20 protein-coding genes are annotated in these 16,603 nt (G+C 38.9%); 16 read left to right on the top strand and 4 right to left on the bottom strand.

Going from position 1 to position 16,603, the window contains the following annotated elements:
- Positions 1–47: 47 nt before the first annotated feature.
- Positions 48–494, top strand: coding sequence for a YlbF family regulator (locus M3166_RS09710; protein ID WP_251689535.1), 447 nt, complete (start codon positions 48–50; stop codon positions 492–494).
- A 41-nt stretch (positions 495–535) separates the two neighbouring features.
- On the opposite strand, the gene M3166_RS09705 is transcribed toward M3166_RS09710, so the two are convergent.
- Positions 536–1,444 carry a glycerophosphodiester phosphodiesterase family protein gene (locus M3166_RS09705; protein ID WP_251689533.1) on the bottom strand — a complete coding sequence of 303 codons (909 nt, stop codon included), beginning with the start codon at positions 1,442–1,444 and terminating at the stop codon, positions 536–538.
- A gap of 276 nt (positions 1,445–1,720) precedes the next feature.
- Between M3166_RS09705 and M3166_RS09700 the strand changes: the two genes are divergently transcribed.
- Positions 1,721–1,993 carry a YlbG family protein gene (locus tag M3166_RS09700; RefSeq protein WP_008403430.1) on the top strand — a complete coding sequence of 91 codons (273 nt, stop codon included), beginning with the start codon at positions 1,721–1,723 and terminating at the stop codon, positions 1,991–1,993.
- 7 nt (positions 1,994–2,000) lie between these two features.
- Here M3166_RS09700 and M3166_RS09695 read toward each other — a convergent pair whose 3' ends face one another.
- Entirely contained in the window at positions 2,001–2,390 is a 390-nt protein-coding gene (locus M3166_RS09695) for a DUF7147 family protein (protein WP_251689531.1), read from the bottom strand.
- Between the two features lie 54 nt (positions 2,391–2,444).
- Between M3166_RS09695 and M3166_RS09690 the strand changes: the two genes are divergently transcribed.
- Genes M3166_RS09690 through coaD form a run of 3 tightly spaced genes read left to right on the top strand, consistent with a single transcriptional unit; the run spans position 2,445 to position 4,952 of the window.
- The gene (locus tag M3166_RS09690) at positions 2,445–3,854 is read left to right on the top strand and encodes an RNA polymerase II (protein ID WP_251689529.1); all 1,410 of its coding nucleotides are present in this window, start codon (positions 2,445–2,447) and stop codon (positions 3,852–3,854) included.
- Positions 3,855–3,897: 43 nt separating this feature from the next.
- Positions 3,898–4,470 carry a 16S rRNA (guanine(966)-N(2))-methyltransferase RsmD gene (gene rsmD, locus M3166_RS09685; protein ID WP_251690041.1) on the top strand — a complete coding sequence of 191 codons (573 nt, stop codon included), beginning with the start codon at positions 3,898–3,900 and terminating at the stop codon, positions 4,468–4,470.
- The gene (gene coaD / locus M3166_RS09680) at positions 4,467–4,952 is read left to right on the top strand and encodes a pantetheine-phosphate adenylyltransferase (RefSeq protein ID WP_251689527.1); all 486 of its coding nucleotides are present in this window, start codon (positions 4,467–4,469) and stop codon (positions 4,950–4,952) included. The genes rsmD and coaD overlap by 4 nt, the downstream gene beginning before the upstream one ends.
- A 126-nt stretch (positions 4,953–5,078) precedes the next feature.
- Here coaD and M3166_RS09675 read toward each other — a convergent pair whose 3' ends face one another.
- Positions 5,079–5,957, bottom strand: a complete 879-nt coding sequence (locus M3166_RS09675) for a hypothetical protein (RefSeq protein ID WP_251690040.1) — start codon at positions 5,955–5,957, stop codon at positions 5,079–5,081.
- Positions 5,958–6,165: 208 nt separating this feature from the next.
- Here M3166_RS09675 and M3166_RS09670 point away from each other — a divergent pair, with 208 nt between their 5' ends.
- Entirely contained in the window at positions 6,166–7,215 is a 1,050-nt protein-coding gene (locus M3166_RS09670; protein WP_251689525.1) for a SepM family pheromone-processing serine protease, read from the top strand.
- Here M3166_RS09670 and M3166_RS09665 read toward each other — a convergent pair.
- Entirely contained in the window at positions 7,212–8,420 is a 1,209-nt protein-coding gene (locus M3166_RS09665) for a nucleotidyltransferase (protein ID WP_251689523.1), read from the bottom strand. The two genes, M3166_RS09670 and M3166_RS09665, sit on opposite strands and share 4 nt — an antisense overlap.
- Before the next feature lie 184 nt (positions 8,421–8,604).
- Here M3166_RS09665 and M3166_RS09660 point away from each other — a divergent pair, with 184 nt between their 5' ends.
- From M3166_RS09660 to mraZ, 10 genes are all read left to right on the top strand, one after another.
- Entirely contained in the window at positions 8,605–9,138 is a 534-nt protein-coding gene (locus M3166_RS09660; RefSeq protein WP_014824552.1) for a YceD family protein, read from the top strand.
- Between the two features lie 23 nt (positions 9,139–9,161).
- The gene (gene rpmF / locus M3166_RS09655) at positions 9,162–9,335 is read left to right on the top strand and encodes a 50S ribosomal protein L32 (protein ID WP_008403415.1); all 174 of its coding nucleotides are present in this window, start codon (positions 9,162–9,164) and stop codon (positions 9,333–9,335) included.
- Between the two features lie 155 nt (positions 9,336–9,490).
- Positions 9,491–10,255 (top strand): enoyl-CoA hydratase/isomerase family protein, encoded by a 765-nt coding sequence (locus tag M3166_RS09650; protein WP_251689521.1) that lies wholly within the window; start codon positions 9,491–9,493, stop codon positions 10,253–10,255.
- Positions 10,256–10,510: 255 nt separating this feature from the next.
- Complete coding sequence (locus M3166_RS09645; protein ID WP_251689519.1) at positions 10,511–10,897, top strand: transcriptional regulator; 387 nt, start codon at positions 10,511–10,513, stop codon at positions 10,895–10,897.
- A 133-nt stretch (positions 10,898–11,030) separates the two neighbouring features.
- Complete coding sequence (locus M3166_RS09640) at positions 11,031–11,243, top strand: acetyl-CoA carboxylase biotin carboxyl carrier protein subunit (protein WP_079524997.1); 213 nt, start codon at positions 11,031–11,033, stop codon at positions 11,241–11,243.
- Between the two features lie 17 nt (positions 11,244–11,260).
- Positions 11,261–12,799: an acyl-CoA carboxylase subunit beta gene (locus M3166_RS09635; protein WP_251689517.1), complete on the top strand. Its 1,539-nt coding sequence runs from the start codon at positions 11,261–11,263 to the stop codon at positions 12,797–12,799.
- Positions 12,800–12,868: 69 nt separating this feature from the next.
- On the top strand, positions 12,869–13,762 hold the full coding sequence (locus tag M3166_RS09630) for a ketopantoate reductase family protein (RefSeq protein ID WP_251689515.1): 894 nt from the start codon (positions 12,869–12,871) through the stop codon (positions 13,760–13,762).
- Positions 13,759–14,154, top strand: coding sequence for a DUF3397 domain-containing protein (locus M3166_RS09625; protein ID WP_251689513.1), 396 nt, complete (start codon positions 13,759–13,761; stop codon positions 14,152–14,154). The genes M3166_RS09630 and M3166_RS09625 overlap by 4 nt, the downstream gene beginning before the upstream one ends.
- A 109-nt stretch (positions 14,155–14,263) precedes the next feature.
- Positions 14,264–15,880: a bacillithiol biosynthesis cysteine-adding enzyme BshC gene (gene bshC / locus M3166_RS09620; protein WP_251689511.1), complete on the top strand. Its 1,617-nt coding sequence runs from the start codon at positions 14,264–14,266 to the stop codon at positions 15,878–15,880.
- Positions 15,881–16,055: 175 nt separating this feature from the next.
- The gene (gene mraZ, locus M3166_RS09615; protein WP_014824545.1) at positions 16,056–16,487 is read left to right on the top strand and encodes a division/cell wall cluster transcriptional repressor MraZ; all 432 of its coding nucleotides are present in this window, start codon (positions 16,056–16,058) and stop codon (positions 16,485–16,487) included.
- The last annotated feature ends 116 nt before the right edge of the window (positions 16,488–16,603 follow it).

Genomic DNA, 16,603 nt, shown 5'->3' with positions numbered 1-16,603 from the left:
TTTCCCTTCAATTCTGTTATGATAAAGTGAGATTGGAGGAATAAACAATGCTCATGACTTCTGATTGGGTTTTTATTTTAGATGAGGTCGATGAATTAAATGCGATGATCCTTTCCTCTGAGCAAGCCGAAAACCTTCGTCTTGCGAAAAAGGCAGTCTACGAGGATGCGGAATTAAGCGCACAAATTATGGCCTTTCAACGATTAAAAGACCAATATGAGGATGTACAACGCTTTGGCAAATATCATCCTGATTACAATATAATTATGAAAAAAATTCGAACAGAAAAGCGTCTGATCGATATGAATGAACAAATTGCGGCACTTAAGGTGGCGGAGAATGAATTTCAGGATTTACTTGATGAAATCAGCCTGCTCATCGGCCATTCTGTTTCGGAAGCTGTAAAAGTTCCGGTAAGCAACCCGTTTTTTGCAAGCAGCTCTTCTTGTGGCAGCGGATGCGGTACAGGCGGCGGTTGTTCGTGTTCAGCTTAATGTAATAAAAAAGCTCCCGGAAATTTCGGGAGCTTTTCTTGTTATTGCGATACTTTTTGAATGAGTACTTCTGCGATATCCGGACGGTTTGTCACGATTCCCATTGCCCCTTGTCGGATGACACGGTTCATTGTTACGAGATCATCAATGTCGCTGTAAATCGTCGGTACATTAAGTTCCGATAAAAACTTGACAAAGCGCGGTGAATCATAATTGAAAACACCTTGTTTTAATGGAACGATGAACAAATCTACTTTTGGGTGATACAAATGACCGAATTGACTTGTGAATGAAGTCATCGCCTTTTTAATGTCGCCTTCACCGGCACCAAGAGCGATACGGTTTTGTGCATATAAGTTGAAGCGGTCGATTTGTTCGCTATACGGACTTGTAACGATGACCTGGAATTGAATATTCAATTCTTCGATTAATCGCCATAGTTTAGAAGGCATTAAACTACCTTCATATGTGTCTGGGCTATCTTGAATGTTTACGATAAATAGTTTATCCGGATAAGTTTCGATTAATTGGCGTAATGTCACGGCCAGTATATGCTGTTCTCTGTATGGGAAAGCACCTTCTAAATCTTCAAAGTTATAGCCGATATTGAGTTCTTTTAATTGTTCAAATGTAAAGTCTTTAATAAAGCCAGAGCCATTTGTTGTGCGGTCTACCGTTGCATCATGAAAAGCGATAATTTCTTCATCTTTTGAAAGGCGGACACTTACTGTAAAGCCATCCACACCGATTTCCGCTGCTCGTTCAAAAGCAAGTAACGAATGTTCAGGTGCCAGACCCGCGCCTCCATGTTGTGCGATAATAATTGGACGTTCAAATTGTAATGCTTCTTTTGATTCACGTTTTTGCGGCTTTGAAATCGCTTTTGTTCCTGCCCATGCCGCCGCACTAGCCGCCGCGATTGCTAAAGCTACTTTTGTTTTCTTACCCATTAAATTCGTCCTCCTCTAACCGTACATTGTTTCGTTGAAAGCTATGTGCAATAAATGAGTTTTGAAAGCTTAAAATAGTATGAAGTGTATATCTCACTCTACTATTTTCCATTATAACGGAAAAGAAGTGGAACTGTCTAAACTCTGTTGCTAACAATTTGCACATTTGGTATGCTTTTAGTGAAAAAGACGGCATGAAACTGAGGAAATTTACAGGAATTTGTTGCATGATTTAGCTGAATATAAATTTTTTTATGAAGAAACGGGGAGTTTTCCATGAATGAAAGACAAGGTTTAATTATATACGTTCATCAATTAAAACATGCGAAGTCGTTAAGAAAGTATGGTCACGTAAATTTCATCTCCAGGAGATTAAAATATGTTGTGATTTATTGTAATCGAGACGAGATCGAAACATTGAAAAATAAAATACAACGCCTTCCATTTGTGAAAGACGTTGTTGAATCATACCGTCCATTTGTTAAAAATGAATTTGAAAATGCAAAGCCGGATAAAGCAAAAGAGTATGATTATAAAATAGGTTTATAATTTTTACTTATTGCATCGGTGGTATGTAACGATTTAATCTCAAAATACCAATTAAGTATTGATAATATTGATTTTTTTCCGAAAAAACAGATGAGTGTTTAATTTCAAGAATGTTTTCTTGCTGCTTAACATCTTGAATCGTTTGTTTAAATATCTCAATTCGCTTTGACAGTTTTTCCTCGCTATATGGAATCCCTTCGCGGCAAATATATATTGGCATGAATTTGCTTTCACCTGATGGTTTAAAAGCCACGGCTATTGAAGCGACTGAATTGCCATCATGAGTTGCAGTGAAAATAAATGCGTTATGGAATCGATGCTCATTTGTTTTGACCAGTTCGCAAAGCTCATATATATCGCCATAGCCTTGACCGAGTTCGATAAATTGTTGAATCATTTTTTTAGCACATCCTTTCTTTATAATAGTAACATGATGCAGGAGGTCAGGCACTTGAAAATTGCCGTTAGTATTTTTTCATTTTTAACGATACTAATCGGAACTATACTTTTTATGCAGTTCCAAGTTTATTCGGATAAAGTGGACTCGACTGAAAAAGGCTATCGTTATTCTCAGGAAATTGAAATCGTGTATCATGGCGAAAGCTTGGACATTCGCCAGCATTTCAAAAATTTGCCGAATGAGGAACTGACGATTGAATGGCCGAAAGCATCCATTAATCCTGATTGTTTTATAGAAAATGAACATAGCTGTGCACGTTTAAGTGAAGATTCCAATAAGTTTGAAGCCGGAGAAACACGGGCACAATCGATTTCCTATGTCATTCCATTAAAGAACGGCTTACAGTCTCGTAAGCTTATGAAAAATGTCTTTGCTACATTAAAAAACGGTGATGTTCAGTTCTCTACGGTGCATATTTCCACTGAAAAAGAAGTGAAAGGGCAGTGGGTAACAGGTTTGCCGTTAATCGGTGAGCAAAATTTGTCACTTGTCAACTATTCAATGTTTAGTGGGGAAGGCGCGGTGAAAGATCTGTTTTGGCAAGATGGGGACTTTGCGCTGCAAAATGAAGCGGGCGTTGTTTCCATTTATTCAAGAACCCCATTAAAAACAGCATTTTATGAAAAGCTTGAAAAAGTCAACTTTTTAAGCGATGAACATCTTGCAATCATTAACGGTACAAATATAGATGGGATCGATGGGTTCCGTATGCTTTTTGTGCCTAATGTAACGGTGGCGAAAGTGCAGCGGAATGTCCTGATTTCACAACTGGAAGAATCCTATGATTTTGGTGACAGTCCGTATTGGCTGAAAGAATTAATGGCATCATTTTTGACGGGTACGGTATTTGGTGGCGAGAAAACAAAAGAAGTCACTGCAACAATTACAGCCCAACTAACGGATGTGCAACTGACGGATTGGCGAGAACGTTTACGGGCATTGGAAGGTAAAAAGATCAGTGGAGAACTGCTCGACAAGGAGCTGTCTGAAGTATTGGGAGCTTCTACGAAATATATTTCAATGAATGCACAATCAGAAAAGTCCTATCCGTTTTTATATAATGACTCACGGAATCTTTACGTCAATTCGGAAAAGCAGCCTGCCGTTCAAGTTGTATTAAAGGATGGCGAAGTATTGTACGGGGCAGATTTGCTGCTGGAATCGATCGGTTATGATGTAAGTATAGGAAAACATGGGTATTATGCAGTAAGTGAAACGCGTGAATTCAGATTCCCAAATGAACCTGGTTTTTATGTATTTAATCAGCGACGCTATGATACGGCATCTTTACCGGTTAAACAAGTTGCGGGCCAATATTTCATTGAAGAATCATGGTTAAAGCGTTTGTTTATAGTTGAAATTGAAAAGACGGAAGACCGAATTAATATTTCGGCTCCTTAAAAAAATTACGAACACGATGTAGTAGGAAAGTTTGGTGAAAATCATGCGCGTTGTTGCAGGAGATAGAAAAGGGATGCCTTTAAAGGCGATTACAGGAAATACAACACGACCGACAACAGATAAAGTAAAGGAATCCATTTTTAATATGATTGGGCCATTCTTTAATGGTGGTTTGGCGGTTGATTTATTTGCCGGGAGTGGCGGGCTAGGGATCGAAACACTAAGTCGCGGTGCAGATCATGCGCTGTTTATCGAGAAAGATGCCCGTGCTTTTCAAGTGCTTCAGGAAAATATAAAAAAATGCCGTTATGGGGATGTATCTGAACTTTTCCGGACAGATGCGACGCGTGCGGTGAAGGCTTTATTAAAAAGAGATATTGTCATTGACTATTTATTTCTGGATCCGCCTTATCACAAAAAAGAATATTATGATTTAGTCGAAACACTTGTTGAAGGCGGGAAGCTGGCGGATGACGCAATTATTATGTGCGAACATTCAACTGAAGTCACATTGCCGGAAAACTACGGCCGCTTTAACCTAGTAAGACAAGAAGAATACGGCAGTACGATCATTTCAATTTATCGTCATGAAGAGGAAGAGGGAGAAACCGTTTGACAGAAAAAATCGCAGTAGTACCTGGAAGTTTTGATCCGATTACGAATGGTCATATTGATATCATTCGTCGGGCAGCCGATGTTTTTGACACAGTATATGTCGCAGTATTAAATAACTCAGCTAAAAAACCATTGTTTACAATTGAAGAGCGAACAGCCTTAATTAAAGAAGTGACAAAAGATTTGCCGAATATTCAAATCGAAACTTCTTCGGGACTGCTGATCGATTATGCCCGTGAAAAGAAAGCGAAAGCCATTGTACGTGGTTTACGCGCAGTTTCCGACTTTGAATATGAAATGCAGATTACTTCGATGAACCGAGTGCTTGATGAAAATATTGAAACATTTTTCATCATGTCAAAAAATCAGTATTCATTCTTAAGTTCAAGCATCGTTAAAGAAGTAGCCAAATACGGCGGAAAAGTAAGTGAACTCGTACCAGCTCATGTTGAAAAAGCACTAAACGAAAAATTTGCCAAATAAAGAAGAGCTTCTGTGAAGGATAACGCCCTTACACAGAAGCTCTTTTCTGTATTCACACTGGAACTGTACCCGTAACAAAGCGTCTGGCCGTAACGGTAATTAACGGACTTCATTAAAATACTTATTCTACAAAAACAGCAGGAAAAATAATATTGGAATGACGATGCTGTAAACAACACGTGTGAAAATATATGGCCGAATCGCAATATTGGCAGATCGGGCAATTACGATTACTTGCAGGTGAATACTTAAACTCTGAGTTGTCAAAAATACGACAGTGAAAAATATGAGCATGTCGCCATATAGTTGCTGGTGAAGCAAATGTAACCCGTTCGTCACTTCAAGAAAGCTGGCAATTCCAATTTCTAAATAGGTAGGAATTGATTTAAAAACCATTTCGACACTATGTAGAAACACTTGGTAAATCGTCGTAAAAAAAATGATCGTTGTTGCCACAATTAATATTGTAGGGGCACTTTCCTTGATACTTGACGTAAATGGTGTCGGGTCTTTAGGTGTTCTATGCACTTCTTTTGAAAGCGGAGGAGAAAATTTATATACGGCAATCAGTAAAATAAATGAAAAGCTATGTAATAAAATTAAATATTGCCAGCTGAATGTTGTAGAGTTTAATAAATCGCTTCCGACAAAGCCGAATAAAAAAAGCGGGCTTGGACAATGGCAAATGCCGAGCAAATAGGCGGCTTGCTGCTTTGTGATTGAATTACGTTTCACGAGTTGCGTAATTGTAGCAGCACCTGTAGGATACCCTCCGATTGCACTAATTCCATAAGTTTGTAAAAAAACGATAAAGGGTGAATTATTATAAGAATGCGTCAATTTTAAAAGCCATGTTGTCAATACTAAATACGGCAGTAAATATGGAAATAAAGCTTCCATAAATAGCGATACACCAATGTCTGCACCTACATGTGTCATTTCCGGGAAAAATAATAATAAACTAATTAATGTGATACATAAAAGGATTGTCCAAATATTTTTCATCCTTTTCAATATTTTGTCATTCGCTCGTTCAAATGCTACACTAATTGTATGCAATTGAAGTTTAAATTAGTATTTCAACTAATCGGCATGTAATTTTTAAGGAACGAATTTTGACATAAAACCGTCTTATAATTTGGTAGCTGACAGAAATTAGTCCTGATACAATTACGCCAATGCGAAATCGATTAATTATAGAGGAGTCTAAAAAATGGGGAATAAAGGGAAAATAGCATTTGGTCTGTTTCTAATTATATTAATGGGTTTGTCTTTCTATAGGTTGGATTATTATATTACAAAACCGGGTGGTACATATAATGTAAGCGAATTTTTGGCGATACAAAATGGGGACCGGGACGATGAAGGTTCATTTTATATGACGACCGTTGCAATGGGGCAGGCAACTCCGTTAACTTATGCAATGGCAGCTGTTGCGGATTATTATGATATTGTAAAATTAACAGATGTACGCCAAGAGGAAGAGGATGACGAAGAGTATAATGTTCGGCAATTGAAATATATGACGGACTCCCAGTTTAACGCAACGTATGTAGCGTTCAATCGCGCAGGGCTTGATTATCAAGTGACGTACAAAGGACTCTATGTATTGAATGTGCTTGCAGATGGTGCTGCAGACGGACATTTAAAGCCGGGAGATGAAATTGTGGAAGTGGATAATGAGCGTATTGATAGTTTGGAAACGTTTCTTACTCTCATTACGCCGAAAGTAAAGGGAGATACGATTAATCTAGTTGTAAAACGTGAGGATAAACTTATTGACGAAACGCTGGAGATTAAAGAAATACCCGGTTCTGAAGGGCGTATTGGTATCGGTATTACCTATTCAGAAAGTAAGTCAATCAAAACCGATCCGAAAGTTACCGTCAAAACAGAAGATATTGGCGGACCGTCTGCCGGATTAATGTTTACATTAGAGCTGTTAAATCAGCTAATAGATGAAGATTTAACAAAAGGCTATGAAATTGCAGGTACCGGTGAAATGCTGGAGGATGGAACGGTAGGTCGAATTGGCGGTATTGAGAAAAAAGTTGTTTCTGCGGATAAGGAAGGCGTTGATATTTTCTTTGCACCGGATGACGAAATTACAAAAGAAATGCTTGAGTATAACCCAAGCATTACTTCAAATTATGAGGTGGCAGCCCAAACAGCAAAAGCCATTGATTCCGACATGAAAGTCATTCCTGTTAAAACAATAGACGATGCTCTGAATTATCTAAATCAACTACAACCGAAAAATTAATAGCGAATAGGCGGAGTTTTATAATCTTCGTCTATTTTTTTATTTGAAAATTGCTGTATGCCTAATTGGTACATTTGCGTAGCATGCAGATCGATGGCCAATATAGGATCACTGACAGCTGCAACTCGACTGATGAGCGGCAGGGAAAGGCACTTTTTAATACTTGAAATATATTGTTGCCCTGCAGATGTCATGCCCAATATCCGAATATATGTCGGGCTTGAATAGGCATGCAACTGCTCTTTCGTGACGCCTGTATAAATATGTGTCAGCATTCGCTGGAGTCTTGTCCATGTATAGCGCTTCGATTTCAATGCGTTCATAAATTCCTCAAAGTCCGAACTCGTTCTTGCATATTTTATAAGTGAGTTTTCAAGCCCTTCTGATACGTCTGCATACAGTTTTAACTGCTGTGGGGTATGTCTTAAAATAGCATACTGTAAAAGCGGCCAAAAGCCTTCCCAGCTTGCAAAACGACCATGTTCTGCCTGCCATTGTCCAAGTTGACCAATACTTGGCTCGGGTAAATATTGTGTAACCTGCTCGAGAGACTTACCGCTGAACAATGCCTGACGTATCCCGGTAGCGCTGGCAATTTCGCTGTCTGTATCTATCGCGTCATGATATCCTGCAGCAATTCGCTGAATGGTAGCAGGTCTCATAACCGTCTGTAGCTTCTCCATTGCTTCGACGTAATGGAAGCCTAGTATATTATTTGGTTGCCCTAAATCAATGTATGCATTCGGGGAAAGTTGTTTAAGCTGTTCATATGCCGTAAAAAGAGCTTGCGGATAGCTTTTGCCTTGCTGAATTGTTTCTTTAATAATGGAGTTATAGAGTGTACGGTTACTTTCAATTAAGTGATAAGTGTTGAGAAACGGTGTGATGCTTCCTTGTTCGCTCCCAAATGCTAATGTCGTGCATTGCATTGCTTCCAATAGTTGTACAGCACCTGAAGCAAAACCAGTTGCCTGAGCAGTGCTGAAAATATAAGGAAGTTCGATTACGACGTCAACTCCGCTTGCGAGTGCCATCTTTGTCCGATGCCATTTGTCGACGAGTGCGGGCTCTCCTCGCTGTAAAAATTGACCGCTCATAACAGCAACCGCAACATCACTGTTGGTTGTGCGTTTTGCTTCATTTACGTGATGCAGATGGCCATTGTGAAATGGATTATATTCAACAACTATACCGACGGCTTGCATAAACTTCCCCCTTACGCTAAAATAGTTTTTTGTTCGCATCAATACGTTCGAAATGAATGTATCTATGCAATATGTTAGAATTAATTTGATTATAAGCACGTTTTGTAATAGTGACAAGAAATTATCTTGACATCTTTTTTTATGGGCTATATAATAAACAGTGTTGTCTCGAGGTGATTAACGAATGAAATGGTCAATTCATCAATTATCAAAGTTTCGAAAAGACGGAATGCCGATTGATACAGTTGTTCAGTTGGATGAAGTAAAAAATCGTAACACCGATATACGTAACGTTTCACCCGTTCATGTAAAAGGGCTTTGTACTTTTGGTGCATCGCAAATGACTTGTCAATTAACGATTAGCACTACGTTGACGCTTCCATGTGCACGCACGTGGGAAGATGTTGAATATCCTGTGAACATTGAAACGGTAGAAGTTTTCAGCTGGACCGATGAAAGAAATCGCGGGGATGTTGAGAGCGAAATCCATTATGTTGATGGTGACGTTGTTGATATGAAACCAGTCCTGGAGGAATTAATTCTTCTGGAAGTACCGATGCAAGTATTCAAAGAGAATACCGAAGGACAAGTGCAAGGCGGTAAAGGCTGGGACTATTCAACGGATGAAGATGTAGAAAATGCTAAGGAAGTTGACGAACCAAAATTGGATCCAAGACTGGCTGCTTTAGCTAAGTATTTTGATCAAACAGATGAATAAATATCTGTAAGGAGGTGCCATCAATGGCTGTACCATTTAGAAGAACTTCTAAAACTGCAAAAAGAAAGCGTCGTACGCATTTCAAACTATCTGTACCTGGTATGGTAGCTTGCCCAAACTGTGGAGAAGCTAAACTATCTCACCGTGTTTGCAAAGCTTGCGGACAATACAAAGGTAAAGAAGTAGTAGCGAAATAATTCAGTATTTGCGCTATATAAAGACTAGTTAAGAGACCATGGCTCTTAACTAGTCTTTTTTCTGTTTTTACATAGAAGCATTGTCAAAACAATAGCGCTCAACTATTATTAGAATAGTTTGATATATCGAAATAACTACTAAAGGGGATGAGCAAGTGGATTACTTAATTCAGAATGAAGATGGGATTCTAACATTTACGATTAATCGCGAAGAAAAAAGAAATGCTATAAACTACGCGGTGATGGATGGTTTAAAGGAAGTTATTACATACATAAAAGAACACAATGATGTGCGCTTCTTAGTTATTACAGGTGCCGGGGATAAATCGTTTTGTTCGGGCGGGGACTTGTCAGAGTTTCATAGTTTGGAAACGGAAGAAGAAGCGTTTGGCATGCTGAGTAAAATGGGGAATATTTTATATGATTTAGCGACATTGCCTGTACCGACAATTGCTTTAATAAACGGAACGGCTGTAGGAGGGGGTTGTGAAATTGCAACAGCTTGCGATTTTCGCCTGATTTCCTCACATGCAAAAGCCGGATTCATCCAAGGGACACTGGCGATTACGTCTGGATGGGGTGGTGGAACTTATTTGTTTGAACGTGGTCTGCGCCATGACCGTGCATTAAAAATGCTCGTAGACGCAAAACCATATGACGCGCAAACGTTATATGAAATTGGTTGGGCAATGCGTGTCTATATTGAAGGAACGAAAGAGCAGGCTCTTGAGGAATTCATTGAGCATATGGCAAAAATCCATCCTTCTGTCCACCAGGCGTATAAAGAAATTGAATTAAGAAAATGGCGTGAGCGCAATATGTACGAGCGAGTGATGGAAGAAATCGGACTATGTGCAAAGCTTTGGGAATCCGAAGCCCACCACAAAGCAGTACAGAATTTCCTCGAGAAGAAAAAGTAATCCGTTAACAGATTGCTTTGCTAATAATTTATATTAAGACTGTTGATGGGAATGAAGGGAGATGGAGTGAATACTAAAATCGTTCCTTTCTGTAATAGCGTATTTGTGACCAACATCGTGTTGGCCACTGAACCGCACTGAAAATCAACTTCCCCTAGTTACGATGAAAACTATTTTTCTCGTAACTTTTTTTGTTTTTAAGTCTATTTTGTTCATCATGGCATATAGTAGTAAAAAATATGAGGTGGTGCAACTGTGGAGCAAAAAAGAAGGAAAGATCAATGGACAATTGCAGATGATGAAAAGTTAGCTGAAATTGTGATTCAAACAGTTCAAAACGGACGTACACAACTAGAAGCTTTTGAGCAGGCAGCACAGGAATTAAACCGGACGAAGCAAGCTTGCGGCTTTCGTTGGAATAAAACATTGCGGGCGCAGTATGGACAGGTTTTGAACAGCGTCAGAAAGCGCCCGAAGCAGTTGATGCGCAGTCACTTAAAGTTGGCGTTATCTAGTTTTGAAGAATTGACAGAAGCTTATAACGAACTAGAAATGAAATATTCGGAATTACAATCAGAGTACGACAAAATTGCGAAGTGGTTACAACAAGGCGTAGCCTTAACGAAAGGGAAACCGAGTTAAAGAAAAATAACTATAAGTAGAAATAAAATAATTTTTCGAGAAAATAATTGTAATTAATTTTAAGGCTACTTACAATAGAAGTAGAAACATAGCGCGAGTAGCGCAAATATCTTCTAACAAGGGGGCCTTTTGCATGGCAGAAGTAAAAGCACAGATGGCAGGGACAGTATTCGAGGTAAGTGTTAAAGAAGGGGACAGTGTGACAAAAGGGCAAACACTCATCATTTTGGAATCGATGAAAATGGAAATCCCGCACGAGGCAGAAGCGGATGGGACAGTAGCAAAAATTACTGTTGCTGAAGGAGATTTTGTTGAAGAGAATGATATTTTAGTAGAATTAGCTTAAGTGATGGAGGAAAGATAATGACACAGCCTACTTATAACGAGCACTTACAGCAAAAAATAGAAGAAATCTACGCGGGCGGGCAATCAAAATATCACGAAAAGTTAAAAGAAACGAATAAACTTTTTGTCCGGGATCGCTTGAAACAATTATTTGATGATGGAATTTATGAGGAAGATGCCCGTTTTGCAAATTGTGAGGCCGGAGATTTGCCTGCAGATGGCGTTGTAACAGCTATTGGGCAAATTGATGGTCAAACCGTTTGCGTTATGGCAAATGACTCTACTATCAAAGCTGGGTCATGGGGTTCGCGAACAGTTGAAAAAATAATCCGTATTCAAGAAACAGCGGAAAAGATGCAAGTACCAATGCTTTACTTAGTCGATTCTGCAGGGGCGCGCATTACAGATCAGCTTGAAATGTTCCCTGGGCGACGAGGGGCAGGCCGGATTTTCCATAATCAAGTACGTATGAGCGGAATGATTCCTCAAATATGTATTTTATTCGGTCCATCTGCTGCAGGAGGAGCCTATATTCCGGCCTTTTGTGACATCGTTATAATGGTGGACGGAAATGCTTCAATGTACTTAGGATCACCGAGAATGGCTGAAAAAGTAATCGGTGAAAAAGTTTCGCTCGAAGAAATGGGTGGAGCGCGTATGCACTGTACCGTTAGCGGCTGTGGAGATGTATTGGCTGCAAACGAAGAAGAGGCAATACGTGAGGCGAGACGTTATATCAGTTATTTCCCTGCAAACTTTGCAGAATTCCCGCCGATTGATGAAACGAAGGCACCGAAAAGCGGGAGAACGCTGGAAGAGATTATTCCGGAAAATCAAAATGCACCATTTGATATGTATGAATGTATCGAAAAGCTGATTGATGAAGACAGCTTCTTTGAAATTAAAAAGCTTTTTGCTTCCGAACTGATAACAGGGCTAGCCCGCATTGATGGGCAAGTTGTAGGAATTATTGCCAATCAGCCGAAAGTAAAAGGTGGCGTATTGTTTATCGATTCTGCCGACAAAGCGGCGAAGTTTATTACGCTTTGTGATGCATTCTCGATTCCGCTTTTATTTTTAGCGGATGTACCGGGCTTTATGATCGGTACAAAAGTAGAAAAGGCGGGCATTATTCGACATGGTGCGAAATTTATTTCGGCGATGAGTTCAGCAACAGTACCGAAAATTTCAGTTATCGTTCGTAAAGCGTATGGAGCTGGCCTTTATGCGATGTGCGGACCGGCATTTGAACCGGATGCAGTCATTGCATTACCAACTGCCCAAATTGCAGTAATGGGTCCGGAAGCGGCTGTAAATGCTGTTTATTCAAATAAAATTGAAGCGATTGAAGATCCGAAAGAGCGAATGCAGTTTGTGAAACAAAAAATCGAAGAATACAAAGAAGAAATCGATTTATACAAATTGGCTTCCGAAATGGTAATTGATGATATTGTCGCACCAAATCAACTGCGACATACATTAATTCAACGCTTTAATTACTATAATTCGAAACAAATTGTTTTACCATATCGAAAACATCCGGTATATCCAGTATAATAAATTTAGCTAAAGGTCTGTCTTGAAGGCAGACCTTTTTAATTCGAAATAAATTTGAGGTATAATATAATGCGAATTGAAATCATTGGTGCAGGTGCAGTTGGTTTATTAGTAGCAAGCTATTTTGCTGAAAAGAATATGGATGTGTATATTGTCGGGAAACCTGCAGAGGAAACTGTATTTAAGGACATTCAGATTGCTAGAACAAACTTGAATCAATCTGTTACGACCGTCAACGTTAAATATATTTCGGCACTTTCAAATGATGCGAATTTAATCATTGTAGCTGTAAAATATGGACAACTTTATGAAGTATATGCAAGTATGGAGCATGTAAAGGAATCTATTCCGTTATTATTTTTGCAGAATGGTTTAGCGCATTATGAGGAAGCTCTTGCATTAACTAAAGCCCATATTGCATTTAGCTCGGTTCAATTCGGGGCTCTTAAACTGTCGCAGAATCATGTCGCCCATAAAGGGGAAGGTTTGATGAAAGTTGCTGTAGCAAAAGGGGATCACAGCAAGTTTGATTTCCTGAACGAACTTTCATCGTCCGGACTGCCGATTGTATTTGAACAGGATGCCGAAACGATGCTGATGGAGAAAGCGCTGCTGAATTGTTTTATCAATCCGTTAACCGCGATTTTGCAAGTGAAAAATGGACAGCTAATAACACATAGCTATACATTGCAATTATTGAAGAATTTATATAACGAACTCATGACGGCATTTCCGCAATTTAAAGAATCGTTCCAATTTGAACAAGTTGTTGCACTTTGTGAAAGAACAGCAGAAAATACATCGTCTATGCTGGCGGATCGTCTCGCAAATCGCAAAACCGAAATTGATACGATAGCGGGAGCGATTTTAAAAAAAGCGGAGCAAAATGAGAAAGAATTACCTGTGTTACAAACACTTTATCATCTAGTGAAAGCATTTGAAGAGAGCGGTGAACAACTGTGATATTATTTTTTCGATATTTGGTGGCAGCAATTATTGTATGTCCGATTATTGCTTTTATCACTGTGCTGCTCATATGCCGTAAGCTTCGAATAAAAAAACATAAGGCGATTGGCATGGCGGCGGATATTACAACATTTCTTTTGTTTTTTTCGATACCAATTGCGTTACAAGGACTATGGAATATTGGTATATTAATGCCGATGCTAATTATCGTACTCGTAATTGCGATTGTTTTTACATATGTTGATTGGCGAACGAAAAAAGAAATTGAAGTAAAGCCATTACTGAAAAAAGTTTGGCGCTTTTACTTTTTATTGTTCAGCATCACTTATTTTATAATTTGGATCGTTGGAATTACCCATTCAGTTATGATGTTTATGATGGTTGATTAGGTGGCTAGACTTTTCTTTTACTGTAAACTAGTATCCGGAGAAAAATAAAGCAACGCAGTGATAAAGGTAATTTTCAAAATTGAGTAAAGAGAAGTAGAGGAGAATTTTCATGGAGCTAGAACAAATAAATTCACCAGTAACGAATAAGCTATTAGCGGACTATTGGTCGGAGAATGCCGATATCCATTCGTTTTTTGAATATAAATATAATGAGGGAGCTTTTGATCAACGCTTTGCCTATTTAAAAAATCGTTCATATCGTTCGAAAGAGCTTGCTCAAATTATACGCAGTTATATGGAGCAGTATGGCATCTCGGAAAAAACGGCGCATCATTTAGATGAACTTGAACAAGGTGCTGTAGTTGTAGTAGGTGGTCAGCAAGCTGGTTTGCTGACAGGACCTCTCTATTCTGTTCATAAAGCGATTACAGTTATTCTGCTGGCGGAACAACAAAGAGAAGTACTAAATGCACCGGTCGTTCCAATGTTTTGGATTGCGGGTGAAGATCACGACATAGAAGAGATCAATCATACGTACACAATGGCGAACGGCGAAGTGAAAAAACGAGGATACAGTGAACGTTCTAAGCTGAAGAAAATGGCTTCGACTACAGAATTGAATAAAGAAGCACTACAACAGTTTATTTTAAATGTATTTAAAGATTTTGGTGAAACAGAACATACAGCAGACTTACTGAACAATGTTTTGAATCATGCAGAAAATAGCGAAACATTTACAGATTTCTTTACGCTGCTGATGAATGATTTATTTAAAAAGCACGGCTTATTAATGCTGGATGCAACATATGGGCCATTTAGACAATATGAAAAAAACTATTTTGTACAATTGATTGAAAACAACGAATCGATTGCAACAGGTGTTGTAGCGCAGGAAAGAAAGCTTGCCGAGAAAGGCTATGCAATGCCTATCGAGGCTACAGAGCAAAATGCGAATTTATTTTACATTAAAGAAGGCGAGCGGTTTCTGCTGGAGCGCAGGGGCGACCATTTTAAAAATGGCTCAGCCCATGCGAATTTTTCAAAAGAGGAATTAGTGGCTATTGCGAATGAGTCTCCTGAATGTTTGAGTAATAATGTTGTTACCCGACCATTAATGCAGGAAATGGCTCTACCGGTACTGGCTTTTGTTGGCGGTCCTGGTGAACTTGCTTATTGGGCTACATTAAAACCTGCATTTGATACGTTGCAACTGCAAATGCCGATATTTGCACCAAGGCTCAGCATTACGCTTGTAACACGTCAAGTTGATGCATTAATGGAACAAAAAGAGCTGTCTGTAACGGATGTGCTGACAGGCAAGGTTGATGATCATTTAACGCAATTTGTGGAAAGTGTGAAAGACGAACAAGTAACGCGCGCAATTGAGCAAATGCAAAAACAGATGGAAGAGCAGTATGAACAGCTGACGAGCTATCTGCAACATGGTAACTATCATGTAGAAGATTTATTGGAGAAGAATAAAAATTACCATGAACGTCAATTCCAATATTTACGCTCGAAACTGGAACAGCAAAATATAGAAAAGCATGAAGTTGCAATTCGCCAATACAAAACGATCCAGTCGCTATTATATCCAAATCATAGTTACCAGGAGCGCTTGTACAACCCTTATTTATTTCTAAATACCTATGGGGAAAAGCTGATTGATGATTTATTAGAGTTACCTATGAGTATTTCCATGAAACACCAACTTATTACCTTATAAAAAACAAGAGTTATCTCATATGCAGATAACTCTTTTTTGTGTCTTTTGGCACCGAACGTATGTGTGAGAATATGCTCATTTACGTAATTTCGATTTATTGTTATGAGAAGCAAGGAATTTGGTGGTAGAAAGTGGGGGGATGTGGTACATTATTTATTAAAGTGGGGTGAGTAGCATGTTCATGGGAGAATATCAACATTCTATCGATGCAAAAGGCCGTATGATTGTCCCAGCAAAGTTTCGAGAATCACTTGGAGAACACTTTGTAATAACTCGCGGGCTAGATCAATGCATTTTTGGATATCCTATGGATGAATGGCGAAAACTCGAAGATAAATTAAAGGATTTACCGATGACCAAAAAAGATGCACGTGCATTTGCGCGATTCTTTTTTTCTGGGGCAACAGAAGTAGAAGTGGACAAGCAAGGCCGAATTAATATTCCGTCTACACTGATTGGATACGCTAATCTTGAAAAAGAATGCGTGATATTAGGTGTATCGAGCAAAATTGAAATTTGGGCGAAAGAATCTTGGCAGCAATACTTCGAGCAATCGGCAGAATCATTTGATGAAATCGCAGAAAATCTGATTGGCTTTGATTTTTAAATTTAGTAGAAGTTGAAAAATTTAAACCAATGGTCACTATTACAGAACCGACATGAACTTTTAATCCGGGTGTAATAGTACCGACACGTAATTGAATTAATATTAAGAGGTGCTTC

It is taken from the genome of Solibacillus isronensis (assembly GCF_023715405.1).
Lineage (GTDB): Bacteria > Bacillota > Bacilli > Bacillales_A > Planococcaceae > Solibacillus > Solibacillus isronensis_B.
This window is presented reverse-complemented; position numbering and strand designations above follow the sequence as displayed.

Bases quoted from the DNA above. Each gene is read 5' to 3' on its own strand.
- M3166_RS09710 (WP_251689535.1), top strand. From the start codon at position 48: ATGCTCATGACTTCTGATTGGGTTTTTATTTTAGATGAGGTCGATGAA.
- M3166_RS09705 (WP_251689533.1), bottom strand. From the start codon at position 1,444: ATGGGTAAGAAAACAAAAGTAGCTTTAGCAATCGCGGCGGCTAGTGCG.
- M3166_RS09700 (WP_008403430.1), top strand. From the start codon at position 1,721: ATGAATGAAAGACAAGGTTTAATTATATACGTTCATCAATTAAAACAT.
- M3166_RS09695 (WP_251689531.1), bottom strand. From the start codon at position 2,390: ATGATTCAACAATTTATCGAACTCGGTCAAGGCTATGGCGATATATAT.
- rsmD (WP_251690041.1), top strand. From the start codon at position 3,898: ATGCGCGTTGTTGCAGGAGATAGAAAAGGGATGCCTTTAAAGGCGATT.
- M3166_RS09675 (WP_251690040.1), bottom strand. From the start codon at position 5,957: ATGAAAAATATTTGGACAATCCTTTTATGTATCACATTAATTAGTTTA.
- M3166_RS09670 (WP_251689525.1), top strand. From the start codon at position 6,166: ATGGGGAATAAAGGGAAAATAGCATTTGGTCTGTTTCTAATTATATTA.
- M3166_RS09665 (WP_251689523.1), bottom strand. From the start codon at position 8,420: ATGCAAGCCGTCGGTATAGTTGTTGAATATAATCCATTTCACAATGGC.
- M3166_RS09660 (WP_014824552.1), top strand. From the start codon at position 8,605: ATGAAATGGTCAATTCATCAATTATCAAAGTTTCGAAAAGACGGAATG.
- rpmF (WP_008403415.1), top strand. From the start codon at position 9,162: ATGGCTGTACCATTTAGAAGAACTTCTAAAACTGCAAAAAGAAAGCGT.
- M3166_RS09640 (WP_079524997.1), top strand. From the start codon at position 11,031: ATGGCAGAAGTAAAAGCACAGATGGCAGGGACAGTATTCGAGGTAAGT.
- M3166_RS09635 (WP_251689517.1), top strand. From the start codon at position 11,261: ATGACACAGCCTACTTATAACGAGCACTTACAGCAAAAAATAGAAGAA.
- M3166_RS09630 (WP_251689515.1), top strand. From the start codon at position 12,869: ATGCGAATTGAAATCATTGGTGCAGGTGCAGTTGGTTTATTAGTAGCA.
- bshC (WP_251689511.1), top strand. From the start codon at position 14,264: ATGGAGCTAGAACAAATAAATTCACCAGTAACGAATAAGCTATTAGCG.
- mraZ (WP_014824545.1), top strand. From the start codon at position 16,056: ATGTTCATGGGAGAATATCAACATTCTATCGATGCAAAAGGCCGTATG.